The 13,251-nt window shown below is 72.0% G+C and carries 7 protein-coding genes; 2 read left to right on the top strand and 5 right to left on the bottom strand.

Features of this window, described 5'->3' with window-relative positions; translation table 11 throughout:
• Nucleotides 1-330 precede the first annotated feature (330 nt).
• Together ACGFZA_RS26275 and ACGFZA_RS26270 are read left to right on the top strand one after the other, a co-directional pair.
• Nucleotides 331-4,329: an SGNH/GDSL hydrolase family protein gene (locus ACGFZA_RS26275; RefSeq protein WP_385286361.1), complete on the top strand. Its 3,999-nt coding sequence runs from the start codon at nucleotides 331-333 to the stop codon at nucleotides 4,327-4,329.
• Between the two features lie 76 nt (nucleotides 4,330-4,405).
• A complete protein-coding gene (locus ACGFZA_RS26270) occupies nucleotides 4,406-4,798 on the top strand; it encodes a hypothetical protein (protein WP_393682278.1) in 393 nt (130 codons plus the stop codon).
• Nucleotides 4,799-4,908: 110 nt separating this feature from the next.
• Here ACGFZA_RS26270 and ACGFZA_RS26265 read toward each other — a convergent pair whose 3' ends face one another.
• From ACGFZA_RS26265 to ACGFZA_RS26245, 5 genes are all read right to left on the bottom strand, one after another.
• Complete coding sequence (locus ACGFZA_RS26265) at nucleotides 4,909-5,808, bottom strand: TrmH family RNA methyltransferase (protein ID WP_393682276.1); 900 nt, start codon at nucleotides 5,806-5,808, stop codon at nucleotides 4,909-4,911.
• 64 nt (nucleotides 5,809-5,872) lie between these two features.
• The gene (gene cobA / locus ACGFZA_RS26260) at nucleotides 5,873-7,129 is read right to left on the bottom strand and encodes a uroporphyrinogen-III C-methyltransferase (RefSeq protein ID WP_393682274.1); all 1,257 of its coding nucleotides are present in this window, start codon (nucleotides 7,127-7,129) and stop codon (nucleotides 5,873-5,875) included.
• A 183-nt stretch (nucleotides 7,130-7,312) separates the two neighbouring features.
• Complete coding sequence (cobT, locus tag ACGFZA_RS26255) at nucleotides 7,313-10,846, bottom strand: nicotinate-nucleotide--dimethylbenzimidazole phosphoribosyltransferase (RefSeq protein WP_393682272.1); 3,534 nt, start codon at nucleotides 10,844-10,846, stop codon at nucleotides 7,313-7,315.
• 333 nt (nucleotides 10,847-11,179) lie between these two features.
• Nucleotides 11,180-12,418 carry a precorrin-6y C5,15-methyltransferase (decarboxylating) subunit CbiE gene (gene cbiE, locus ACGFZA_RS26250; protein WP_385286369.1) on the bottom strand — a complete coding sequence of 413 codons (1,239 nt, stop codon included), beginning with the start codon at nucleotides 12,416-12,418 and terminating at the stop codon, nucleotides 11,180-11,182.
• Nucleotides 12,419-12,525: 107 nt separating this feature from the next.
• Entirely contained in the window at nucleotides 12,526-13,203 is a 678-nt protein-coding gene (locus ACGFZA_RS26245) for a GNAT family N-acetyltransferase (RefSeq protein WP_393682269.1), read from the bottom strand.
• Nucleotides 13,204-13,251: the final 48 nt, after the last annotated feature.

The raw sequence follows: 13,251 nt of genomic DNA, 5'->3' as shown, positions 1-13,251 counted from the left end.
TCATCAGCGCAGTAGCGAACGCCTCCCTCGTTCACCGCGCCCGCCTGAGGACGTAAGCGCTTCATGCGCCACGGGCGAGCTGCTCCGACGCCCACCCCCGCCTTCGTGGCCACCTTCATGGCCCTCGCCCCGTGCGGAATCGAAGCAACCGTCTCGCGACGGCGGCAGCACGCTGAATCGGCCGGTCACCACGCGGCTGAGGTCGCGACAACAGGCTGTCCCCCCATCGCCGTCCCCTGCGGGCTCGCCTTCTCCCTGTGTCGGCGCCGGTCCCCCGGGTGCGGTCGCGCGCCCTGACTCGGGCGTGAATCCCAGAAGAAGGACAGGAAATTGAGACGCAGCGCAGTGAGGTACGCGCGGGTCCCGGTGGCCGTGGCCGTCGCGCTCGCGGTGGCCAGTGGTACCGGTACGACACAGGCCTACGCAGACGCGGTCCCGCCGCGATCGGCCGACGGATGGTCCGCCTCGACCACCGGGGACGTGGCGGAGACAGCGCCCGGCGCGGTGCCCGCGAAGGAGCGGGCCGGGCTGCTCGGCGAGGGCTACAAGTCGTCCTCGGACCGGGCCTTCACGACGTCCGGTGACGGCACGGGTTTTCACGTGATGGTCGCCGACGAGAAGGACGGCTACGCGTGGAAGACCGCCGCCTCGCTGTCCGAACCGGGCTTCGAGACGGACGCCTGGATCGGCAACGCCTGCGTGACGGAGTCCGGAAGGTACGCCGCCGTGGCGTACGCCCCCCGCACGTTCACCAACAAGCCCGAGCTGATGAGCCGCGGTGCCTTCACCGCGATCGTCGACCTGGACAGCGGCGCCGTACGGAAGCTGCCGTTCCAGGCGACGCTCGGCTACTTCTCGCCGGGATGCGGCACCGGTGACGACGCCGTGTTCTCCCAGTTCACCGACGAGAACACGTCCAGGACGAACGAGACCCGGCTGGTCACGGTAGCCGCCGGGACCGGAAAGTCCACGGCGGCCGAGGTCGCCGGCCAGGTCACCTCGGCGGTTCCCGTCGACGGCCGGACAGTCGCCGCGCGCGGCGCCCAGATCGTACGCATCGACGGCTCCTCGGTGAAGACGGTCGCCCGCACCCACGGCGTGCCGTTCCAGCTGGCGCCGGACGCCGACGGCGGCGTCACCTTCATCGACCGGCTGCCCGGCGGCAAGAAGGACGCCTCGGCCGATGACCGGGCCGCCGTCTCCCGCGTCGGCGCGGAGGCGCTGGGCGCGGCGAACGGCAAGGCGAAGGCCGCGCAGCTCGCGCAGGGCGCGCTGACCGCGTTCGACCTCACCCGCACGCCCACGGGAACCGTGTACGTCACGGGCAGGGCCCGCACCGGCGGCTCGCTGCCGGGTGCCGTGCGCAACCCCGGCGGCCTCGACAAGGGCGCCCGGATCTCCAGCCGTGGCGCGGCCGCCGTGACCACGGCGTGGGCCGACGGCAAGGACTCCAGGATCACGCAGCAGGACTCGTTCTCGGCACGCGCCGCGAGGATCACCCTCAAGACCCTGGACACCGGCAGGACGGCCGTACTGGACGCCATGCCGGGCAACCGGATCGGGAGCGAGGCGGCCCAGCGCGCCGCAACCGCGACGAGCCCGGCCCTGGCCGCACCCGCGAAGTCCGGTGGGATCTCCACGCTGGCGGCGCCGGTGGACACGGACCGGACGTGTTCGGTTCCGCGCAACGATCCGAAGAAGCAGGCGTTCCAGCCGACTCCGCGGCAGATCGAGTGGGCTGTGGACCAGGCCGTCGTCGGCACGCTCAACAAGAGCGCGACCCGGGCCGCGGACTGGAAGAACACGGGGATGGCGGCGTACGCGCCGCAGAGCCTGTTCCCGCTCGACCACCTGGACGGTGGCAGCGGCGAGGACTGGCACGTCCCGGCGACGGTGATGCTCGGCGTCACCGCGCAGGAGTCGAACATGTGGCAGGCGACCCGCTACGCCGTGCCGGGTGTCACGGCGAATCCGCTGGTCGGCAACTTCTACGGCACCGTATACGCCCCCGACGGCACCCAGGCCGACCCGTGGGCGATCGACTGGACCGAGTCGGACTGCGGCTACGGCGTCACCCAGGTCACCGACGGTATGCGGCTTCCGGGCCACGGCCAGAGCACGTTGTCGACGACGCAGCAGGAGGCCGTCGCGCTCGACTACGCGGCCAACATCGCGGCAGGCGTGAACATCCTGATCGACAAGTGGAACCAGACCCGCGGTGACGGAATCGTCATGAACGACGGCAGCCCGAAGTACATCGAGAACTGGTTCGCCGCCCTGTGGTCGTACAACACGGGCTACCACCGCGAGGCGGACGCGGGCGAGAACTCCGGTAAGTGGGGACTGGGCTGGACCAACAACCCGGCCAACCCGCTGTGGAAGGAGAACCGCACACCGTTCCTGGAGGACTCGACCGGCGCCGACGACTACAGCCACGCGTCTCACCCGCAGGACTGGCCGTACCAGGAGAAGGTCATCGGCTGGGCGGCCCGGCCCATCTCGGCGATGTTCGCGCCCGGTGACTTCCAGGCCGGCTATCGCGCCGCGTGGTGGAACAGCAACGCGTACCGCACGACAGCCAAGCCTCCCATCGCGCTGTTCTGCGACAGCAGCAACGACTGCGATGCTTCGAAGATCGGCACAGGAGCCTCGAACAACACCGGCGGCGGCCCCTGCCTGCTTCCCGGCGACCCGAACGAATCGGACCCGCTCTATCTGAAGTGCTGGTTCACCAAGGCCGCCACCTGGAAGGACTGCACGTCCGCTGCCCAGTGCGGCAACCCGGTCCACCGGTTCGACGACACCTATCCCGAGCAGCCCGACGCCAACTCGTATCCCCCCGTGTGCTCGGCAGGCCTGCCTTCCGGCACGTTCATCGTCGACGACCTCGCCGACGGAATCATCCCGGCCGGCTCCAGTACCCGATCGTGCGGAACCGTGTCGTCCGCGGGCTCGTTCACCATGGACTTCGGGAGCGCCTCGTCCCGGATCGACCTGCACCAGATCGGCGCGGCCTACGACAACCACTTCTGGTTCTCGCACACCAACAAGAGCGGCACGACCGACGCGACGCGTCTGCGGACCACCGGCACCTGGACACTGAACAAGCCGGACCGCGGCTGGATGCGCGTCTATGTGCACCTGCCCGACCATGGCGCACACACGCGCCAGGCCGTGTACAAGGTGGGTGGCACGGATCTCCCCAGCCCCCCGAGCCGTGCGCTGCAGCAGCGCGTGATGAAGAACCAGTGGGTGCCGCTCGGTGTCTTCAACTTCACCGGCGCGCCCTCGGTGGCTCTGTCGAACGTGACGCAGGACGGCCAGGGCACGGAGGACGTCGCCTGGGACTCGGTCGGTTTCCAGCCGCTGAGCGGCAAGCCGAAGAACATGGTCGTGGCCATGGGCGACTCGTACTCCTCGGGTGAGGGTGCCTCGGAGAACGGCGGCGACGACTACTTCCCCGAGTCCGACTACTACGACGCGCTGCAGCCGGACACCGAGGACAAGTGCCACCGGTCGAAGTACTCCTGGTCCCGGCAGGCCACGCTGCCCGGTACCTCGAAGTCCATCGGGGCGCTGGCCGACGGCCGTGACGCGGACATGGACTACCACTTCATCGCCTGCTCCGGCGCCCGCTACTACAACATCCTGAACGACGGCCAGAGCGGTGAGCTGCCACAGATCGACCAGGGGTACCTCGACAGGAACACCACGCTGGTCACTCTGAACATCGGCGGCAACGACGCCCGGTTCACCGACATCATCAGGGCCTGCATCCTGTCGGTGACCGTGTGCACCGACAACTCCATCGACGCCAAGGACCCGGACACCGGGGACACCACCGGTCAGTCGACGGGTTCGATGGAGGACTGGGCTCCGGGCTGGCTCCATGACCAGATCCGGCCTCGGCTGGTCAGCACGCTCAACGCGATCCATCTGAAGGCGCCGAACGCGAAGATCGTGCTCATGGGCTACCCGAGACTCCTGGAGAACACCGGCGGGTGTGTCTCCGGCATCGGTACCGAGGAGACTCCGTGGCTGAACGACCTGGCGGACCTGCTGGTCACCGAGATGCAGGGTGCGGTCAGCGACGCGAACAGTCAGTACAGCGCGAACGCGGTCTTCTCCGACCCGCGTGACGAATTCGCCGGCAAGGCGATCTGCGGTGACCCGGAGACCGTGCACGGCATCGTCCTGTCCGGCCACGCGAAGGCCGACAACCGGGACTGGGACTGGCTGCCGGGCAATCTGAAGCCGTCCATGAAGTCCTTCCACCCGAAGATCGCCGGTGCGCGGTTGTACGCCGACGCTCTGCAGAACTCGCTGTAGCAAGCGCCGAACAGGCGGCGGGGTCCTGAGTACACGTGCTCAGGACCCCGCCGCTGCGGCATGGAAGGCTGACGCCATGAAGAACCGCCGGACTGCCCGCTGGGTGAAGGGCGTTGCCGTATCTGCGGTGTCCGCCGTCGTCTGCTACGGGATCTGGACGTCCAGCAGGGAGTGGGCGTTCGGTGCGGCGGCGGCCGACCCGGACGCGTTGTTCGGCGGAGGTTTCCTGGAGTTGCTGCTGGCGGGGTTCGCCGGCGTCATGTCCATGCCTCTGCTGCTGTGGGCGGGGATGCGGGTACTGAGGGAGCGTGGCAACCACCTGCTGGTCATCGTCGCCACGATGACCTGGATCTTCCTCGGGGGGCATGTGGTCGAGGAGGACACCGGTGCCGTACCGACCGCCGTGTTCCTGGCCCTGTTCGCGGCGTTCGGGGGCCTGCTGAGCGCGGTCCGGACACAGGGCGAGTAACGCCGGACCGCCCGGGCGTCCCCGCACGCGCGGATCAACCGCCCTTCAGCTGATGACGCCAGCACGATCCACGGCATCGGCATCCTGCGTCCGGCATCCTGCGTCGTGCGTCAGACGGACCTCGGCCGGGTGGCGTAGAAGGCGACCGCTGAGGCGGCGGCCACGTTCAGGGAGTCGACACCGGCGTCCATCGGGATGCGCACGTGCTCGTCGGCGGCCAGGAGCGCGCCGGCCGACAACCCCTCCCCCTCCGTGCCCAGCATCAGGGCGAGCCTCTCGTGACCGCGGCCGGCGAGCTCGTCGAGAGTGATGGAACTCGCCGAGATGGCGAGGGCCGCCAGCACGAAGCCGTCCTTCCGGATGACCTCGGCATCACGCGGCCATGACTCGAACCTCGCGTACGGGACCGCGAGAACAGCCCCCATGGACACCTTCACGGCCCGCCGGTAGAGCGGGTCGGCGCAGCGCGGGGTGAGGAACACGGCGTCCACTCCCAGAGCCGCCGCGTTACGGAAGGCCGCACCCAGGTTGGCGTGATCGACGATGTCCTCGAAGATCGCGATACGGCATTGGCCCGCACGTTCCCGTGGGCCCGCGGAAGACGTCGCGCCGGTGTCCGTGCGGTCGTCGGCAGTCTCCGCAGCGCCCGCGCCGCGGATCGTGCGGAGCAGTTCGTCGGCCGTCGGCAGCGGCTTGCGCTGCATCGACGCGAGGGCGCCGCGGTGCACGTGGTAGCCGGTGACGCGTTCGGCCAGTTCGGGGCTGACCGCGTACACGGGCGCCGGGACCTCGTCGATGACGTCGCGCATCAGGTCGACCCACTTCGCCGAGAGCAGCATGGAGCGCATCTCGTACCCGGCGTGCCTGGCGCGTCTGATCACCTTCTCCCCCTCGGCGATGAACAGGCCCTCGGCAGGCTCCCGCCTGCGCCGGAGCTCGACGTCGGTCAGACCGATGTAGTCGCTCAGGCGGGGGTCGTCGGGGTCGTCGACGGTGATGAGATCAGCCACAGGTTGATACTGCCTTGTCCGGTGTGTGGTGCCAACGGTCTGGAGGAAGATCCGTTACCGCTGGTTACTCGGTGGTGCGGGCGGTGTCCGCCGTCGGACCGACCGCGACGACCTCGCCGATGACGATGACGGCGGGCGGGCGGACGTCCTCGGCCGCGGCCCGCGCACCGACGGTGGCGAGCGTCGCGTCGACCCGGCGCTGGGCGGCCGTGGTCCCTTCCTGGACCAGGGCGACCGGGGTCTCGGGGGACTTGCCGTGGGCGATGAGCGTACGGGCGATGGCGCCGATCTTGTCGACGGCCATCAGGAGCACGAGGGTGCCGCGCAGCCGGGCGAGGGCCTCCCAGTCGACCAGGGAACGCTCGTCGTCGGGGGCGACGTGACCGCTGACCACGGTGAACTCGTGGGCGACACCGCGGTGGGTGACCGGGATGCCGGCCGCTCCGGGAACCGAGATCGAGCTGGAGATGCCGGGCACGACGGTGCACGGGATGCCTTCGGCGGCGAGCGCCTGGGCCTCCTCCATCCCGCGCCCGAAGACGAACGGGTCGCCGCCCTTGAGCCGCACGACCGCCTTGCCCGCCTTGGCGTGCTCGATCAGCGCGTTGTTGATCGCCTCCTGCGCCATGTAGCGGCCGTACGGGATCTTCGCGGCGTCGATCACCTCGACGTGCGGCGGCAGTTCGTCCAGCAGGTCGCGCGGGCCGAGCCGGTCCGCGATGACGACGTCCGCCTCGGCGAGGAGACGGCGGCCGCGGACGGTGATCAGGTCGGGGTCGCCGGGGCCACCGCCCACGAGAGCGACGCCGGGGGCCCGGGTGCGGTGGTGGGGGGCGGCGAGGGTGCCGTCGCGCAGGCCCTCGACGATGGCGTCGCGCACGGCGGCGGAGTGGCGCGGGTCCCGGCCGTGGGTGTCGGTGGTCAGCACGGCGACGGTCACGCCCTCGCTGCGCCCGGTGGCGGGCGTCAGGGCGGTGGCGGCGTCCGCGTTGTCGCTGCGGACGCACCAGGTGCGGGTGCGCTCGGCCTCCGCGGAGGCGGCGTCGTTGGACGTCGTGTCGTCGGACGCGATGAGGGCGTACCAGGTGTCGGCCAGGTCCCCGTCCGCGTACGGGCGGCGCTCCCAGCGGATCTCGCCGGCGTCCGCCATCGCCTCGACGGACGGGGTGGCGGACGGCGATACGAGGACGATGTCGGCGCCGGCCGCGATGAGGGCGGGGAGGCGGCGCTGCGCGACCTGGCCGCCGCCGACGACGACGACGCGGCGCCCGCTCAGGCGCAGTCCGACAGGGTAGGCGGGATGATCGGCGTGCTCGGCCATGGCGGTGCGGGCTCCTCGTGCGATGCGGGGGCTGCGGCCGCTGCGGCGGTGGAGCGGCTGTGACGTGCGGGTTCCGGGGCAGGGGGCGGGATTCACGATACGGGGTGGGGCGGGAACCAGGCCCCTCCAGCGACCGGGAAGCGGGGGTCCGGGGGCGACGCCCCCGAAACCCCCGCGGCTGCGCTACTTCTCCGTGACGCCCGCCGAGTCGAACGTGGCCACCTCGTGCATCGCACGGGCCGCGCTCTGCACGATCGGCAGCGCCAGCAGCGCGCCCGTGCCCTCGCCGAGGCGGAGGTCGAGGTCGACCAGCGGGCGCAGCCCCAGCTTGTTGAGCGCGGCGACGTGGCCGGGCTCGGCGCTGCGGTGGCCCGCGATGCAGGCGGCCAGCGCCTCCGGGGCGATGGCTCGGGCTACCAGGGCCGCGGCGCCCGCGCTCACGCCGTCGAGGATGACCGGTGTCCGCAGCGACGCGCCGCCGAGCAGGAATCCGGCCATCGCGGCGTGCTCCAGACCGCCCACGGCCGCAAGGACGCCGATCGGGTCGGCCGGGTCCGGCTGGTGCAGGTCGAGGGCGCGGCGCACCACGTCGACCTTCCGAGCGTGCATCTCGTCGTTGATGCCGGTACCGCGGCCGGTCACCTCGGCCGGGTCCATCCCCGTGTACACACAGATCAGGGCGGCGGACGCCGTGGTGTTGGCGATGCCCATCTCGCCGGTCAACAGGCCCTTGTTGCCTGCCGCCACCAGATCGCGGGCGGTCTCGATGCCGACCTCGATCGCCGCGAGGACCTCCTCGCGGGTGAGTGCGGGCCCGGTCGTGAAGTCGGCCGTCCCGGCGCGCACCTTGCGGGGCAGCAGACCGGGCGTCGCGGGGAGCTCCGAGGCGACACCGACGTCGACGACACACACCTCGGCGCCGACCTGGCCCGCGAAGGCGTTGCAGACCGCTCCGCCGCCGAGGAAGTTGGCGACCATCTGGCCGGTCACCTCCTGGGGCCAGGCAGTGACGCCCTGGGCGTGCACCCCGTGGTCGCCCGCGAAGATCGCGACGGCCGCGGGTTCCGGGATCGGCGGCGGGCACATCCGGGAGAGCCCGGCCAGCTGCGCCGAGATGATCTCCAGCATGCCGAGCGCACCGGCCGGCTTGGTCATCCGCTTCTGGCGCTCCCAGGCCTCGCCCAGCGCCTTGGCGTCCAGCGGCCGGATGCTGGAAATGGTCTCCTGGAGCAGGTTGTGCGGCTCCTCGCCGGGCAGGGCGCGGCGGCCGTACGTCTCCTCGTGGACGACCCACGACAGCGGACGGCGCTTGGACCAGCCCGCCTGCATCAGCTCGGGCTCCTCCGGGAACTCGTCCACGTAACCGACGCAGAGGTACGCCACGACTTCGAGGTGCTCGGGCAGGCCAAGGGCCCGGACCATCTCGCGCTCGTCGAAGAAGCTGACCCAGCCGACGCCGAGGCCCTCGGCGCGTGCGGCGAGCCAGAGGTTCTCGACGGCGAGCGCCGAGGAGTACGGGGCCATCTGCGGCTGGGTGTGCCGGCCGAGGGTGTGGCGGCCGCCACGGGTGGGGTCCGCCGTGACGACGATGTTGACCGGGGTGTCGACGATCGCCTCGATCTTCAGTTCCTTGAACTGCTTCGCCCGTGCCTTGGGGAGCGACTTCGCGTAGGCCTCGCGCTGGTGCTGCGCCAGTTCGTGCATGGAGCGGCGGGTCTCCGCGGAGCGGATGACGACGAAGTCCCAGGGCTGCGAGTGCCCGACGCTGGGCGCCGTGTGGGCGGCCTCCAGAACCCGCAGGAGCACCTCGTGCGGGATGGGGTCGCTGCGGAAGCCGTTGCGGATGTCGCGGCGCTCGCGCATGACGCGCAGGACGGCCTCCCGCTCGGCGTCCTCGTAGCCGGGGGCGGGGGGCGAGGCGACGGGCGCCTCCGCCGCCTCGGGGGCGGGGGCCTGGGTGTCAGAGGCTTCGGGCTCGCCGGCCGTCGCGGGAACCTCGGCGGTCGCCGTGGGCTCGGCGGCCCGGGTCTCCGGCTCGGATTCGGGTTCGGGTTCGGGTTCGACGGCCTCGGCCCGTACCGGCCCCGGGTAGCTGTGGCTGTCCGTGAGGTCCGGGGTCTCGATGACCTCGGGACCCGTCTCCGACTCGGCAAGGACCTCGGGGCCCGTCTCCGGCACGGGAAGGACCACGGGCTCCGGCGCGGTTCCGCCGGCTCCGGGCGCCTCCACCACGTCGGCCCGGCCGGTCTCCGTGGCTGCTGCCACGGCCTGCGGGGCGGGCTCCGCCGCCGGCTCGGACACGGGCGTCGGGGCCGGCTGCGGTGCGGTCGGCAGCGAGCCCTCCACGGGCACGAACCCGCCCAGGGAGGCTCCGTCGGGAACGGGCTCCACCGGCGGCTGCGCGGCGGGCACGGCCTCGACCGGGGCTGCCTCGGCCTCCGCTTCGGCTACGGGCCCGGTTTCGGCGGGCACGGCCTGCGCGGGCACCTCCTGGGCGAGCGGGACTTCGGCGGGCACGGGCTCGACGTGCGCGGGCCCGGCGGCCGGCTCCTCAGCGGGTGCGGCCTCGACCGGGGCCCCGGCTTCGGCGGGCGCGACGGCCTCGGCGGCTGCGGCTTCGACGGGGGCCGCGTACACGGGGGCGGCCTCCGCCACGACCTCGGCCCGAGGGGCCTCATCGGGGGCCTCGGCCGGTACCCCGGCCTCCGCGGGTGCGGATACCGGCTCCTCGGCCACGGGGGCCGCGGGCTCGACGGCAACCGGCTCGACGGTCTGCACGACCGGCGCGACCGGCTGTACCTCGGCCACGAACTCCTCGGCCATGGGCTGCTCGGCCACCGGCTCCGGAACGACCGGCTCCGGGACGACCGTTTCTGCTGCCGCTGCCTCCGGTGCCGACGGCTCCACGTCCGGAGTGACGGCCCGGTCCGCGACGGGCACGGCGGCCTGCGGCGACGCATGGGCCGCCCACTGGCCCACGCCCTGCGGCGGGATCTCCCCGAGCTGCGGCCCCGGGAGCGCGGCCACCTCGTCGGCCGGGAGCTCGAAGTACTCAGGTTCGGCGGTGACCGGACCGGCGTGCCGTGCGGATGTCTGGACGGCGGCCTGCGGCTGCGGCTGGACCTGCGGCTGGGGCGTGCCAGCCGGACCCCGGTCGGCCAGCGAGCGGACCACGCCGCCGGACGTGCCCCCGTAGGAGGGGCCGGATTCGGCCGAGGGGCCTCGGTGCAGCGGACGGCGCACGGGTGCCTGGGTCTGGGCCACGGGTACCTGGGCCTGCGCGGGGGCGGGGACGGGCGACGGGATACGCACACCGCCGAGGTCGACGTGCCCGGAGTTGCGGCCTCCGGACTCATGGGTTCCCTGGCCGCTCTCCTGAAGCGATTCGGCCGCGGCCTGCTGCATGGCGTACGCCGGGACCTGCTCCTGGAACCGGTACGGGTCCTGAGCCCCGCCCTCGCCCTGGAGCGGGTTCTGCGGCTGCGGGGCGTGGACCGGCTGGTACCCGCCGCCCTGCTCGGGCAGCGCGGCCTGGCCGGCCTGGGTTTCGTTCCAGGCGCCCTGGGGGCTCGGCATCAGCAGGAGGTCGTCGTCCTCGGACGCATGCTCGGAGGGGTCGAGGAAGGTGTAAGCGTCCGGGGCGGGGATGCCCGTCTGCTCCACCATGCCTGCGTTCTCCGGCAGTCCCTCGCCCGGGATCTGGCCGGTGTCACTCATGCGTACCCCTCGCCCATCGTCAGTGCTTCTTCGGCCCTTCGCCCGGGACGCCCGAACGCGGCACGCCGGCGCTCGTCCAGTGGAACGAGCGGGCGAGCCGCGCGGCACGAATCGGTCGCGGACATACTGCATTCTCGCGGCCGTTCGCCGCCGCGGCAGGACATTTCGCCACGGCTCGCTGTGGACTGCGCCACGTTGCGCGTCCCCCGGTTCTGCCGTACCACAACGGGGGCCAAAACGGTCCCCTTTTCCGGACATTGACGAACGAAGCGACGAACGTCCGGGCGCGGTGCAACGATCGGCCAGCCTACCTCGCACCGTATGCCGGCCGGGTCAGGGGGCAAGGTCCGAACGCAGTGCGGACAGCAGGAAGACGACTGTGCGTTCGCGCTCCGACCAAGCGGCCGTGTCGAGTTCGACGGACTGGAGGAGGGAGCAGGCGACCGTGTAGCCGTTCTCCGTGAGGGCCGCGCCCAGCGCCTCGGCCTCGTCCCGGGTCGACGCGTGCGTCACGATCCGCTCGGGCCTGCGATCGGCGACGGCGATGACGACGGGGGCGCCGCCGCCTCCGATCCGCACGACGTCGGGCTCGGGCAGCCGTTCCAGCACATGCGGGGCCCTGCCCTCGACGACCTGGAGCTGGACTCCGAAGGTCCGGGCGGCGGCTGCCGTACGGGCACAGGCGTCCGGGTCGCTGTCGACGGCCAGGACCGCCGCACCGAAGCGGGCAGCCTCCACGGCCAGGGCGCCGCTGCCGGAGCCGATGTCCCAGAGCAGGTCGCCGGTGCGCGGTCCGAGGTGGGCGAGTTGGGCGGCTCGGAGTCCGGGGGCCTCGCCCTCGCCGCTCTCGCCCCGGACGTCCGTCGCGTTGCCCCGGTAGGCGTCGGCGGGCAGCGCCCAGCCGCGTACGCCCTGGGGGTAGGCGGGGTGGCGGCCGGCGATCCAGGCTCCCTCGGCCCGCTGTTCGGGGCCGCCGCCGATGACGATGACGACGTTGGGGTCGCGCCAGACGTGGTCGGCGGCCGCGTCGGAGGTGACGACGGTGACCTGTTCGCGGGCGGTGCCGAGTTCCTCGCAGATGACGAAGGTCCGGTGGACGCCTTCGAGCAGGAGGGCCAGTTCGGCGGGGCCCGCGCCGGGCGAGGTGAGGACGGCGACCTTGTGGTGGGCGCGGCAGACGTTCACGGCGCGGCGCAGGGTGCGGGGGTGGGCGACGACCGTCTGGGCGTCCTCCCACGGCATTCCGGCGCGGGCGAAGGCGGTGGCGACGGAGGTGACGGCGGGCACCACTTCGACTTCGAGACCGTGCTCGGGTGCGCGCAGGGTGCGCACGACGCCGAAGAATCCGGGGTCTCCGTCGGCGAGGACCACGGCGCTGCCGCGATGCCCGGCGATCCGGCGGGCCGCGAGGTCCACGGAGCCGAGACGGATGCGCTCCGCGCCGCCCGGGACTTCGGGCAGCGCGAGGTGATGGGCGGCGCCGGCGACGAGGGTGGCGGCCGAGAGCGCGGCCGTGGCCGCTCTGGTCAGTGGCGAGCCGTCCCAGCCGATCACTGTGACCCGGTCGGCCATCTGTCGTCAGTCTCCTGGAGGTGTCGCAGGTGGGGATGGTGGCCCGAGGGGGCGGGCAGGGTGAGGTTACCCGGTGCGGACCCGTACGGTGCCGGTGCCCCGGAAAGTCAGTTCCAGTCGTTGTAGGTGCCGTAGCCACCGGCGTCGGCAAGCTCTTCGGCCACCCCTTCGAGGTCTTCGGGAAGAAGGCCCCAGACGATCAGATCGGTCCTCATGTCGGTCCATCCTCCGTCCTCGGTCTGTGAACGGGCTATGCGGGCGTTGCGCAGCACTCCCTCGCTGATGCAGCCGAGCTTCTGCGCGACCTGCTGGGAGGCGGTGTTGTCGGCGGCGGTACGCAGTTCGATGCGCTCGAAGCCCTGGTCGCGGAAGAGCCACTGGGCGACGGCCAGCACGGCCTCGGTGGCGTAGCCCTCGCCCCGGGCCCACGGGGCCGTGATGTAGGCGGCCTCGGTGGCGCGGGTGCGCCAGTCGGTGTTGCGCAGCCGCACCGAGCCGACGAGGCGCTGGGTGAGGAACTCGGTGACGGCGAGCACGATGCCGTCGCCCTGAGTGCGCTGCGCGGGAGCGATCCTGCGGACCCAGCGTTCGGCGTCGACCTGGGTGTAGGGCTGGGGTGCCTCGGTCCAGGCGACGACGAGTTCGTCGTTCATCATCTCGATGTACGCGGGGACGTCCGTCATGTCGAACGGGCGCAGCACCAACCGGTCCGTGCTGATGGAGATGTCCGGAAAGGTGGAAGTCATGCGCAGCTCCATGCCGAAGACCGTGTAAAGGCACAGCATGCAGCATCGGGCGGACCTTGTGCATGGCCGGGTCGGCACGGCGGAGCC

The sequence above is a fragment of the Streptomyces sp. NPDC048211 genome (assembly GCF_043202315.1).
Classification (GTDB): domain Bacteria; phylum Actinomycetota; class Actinomycetes; order Streptomycetales; family Streptomycetaceae; genus Streptomyces.
The sequence above is the reverse complement of the archived record's forward strand: the minus strand, read 5'-3'. Positions and strand labels throughout refer to the sequence as shown.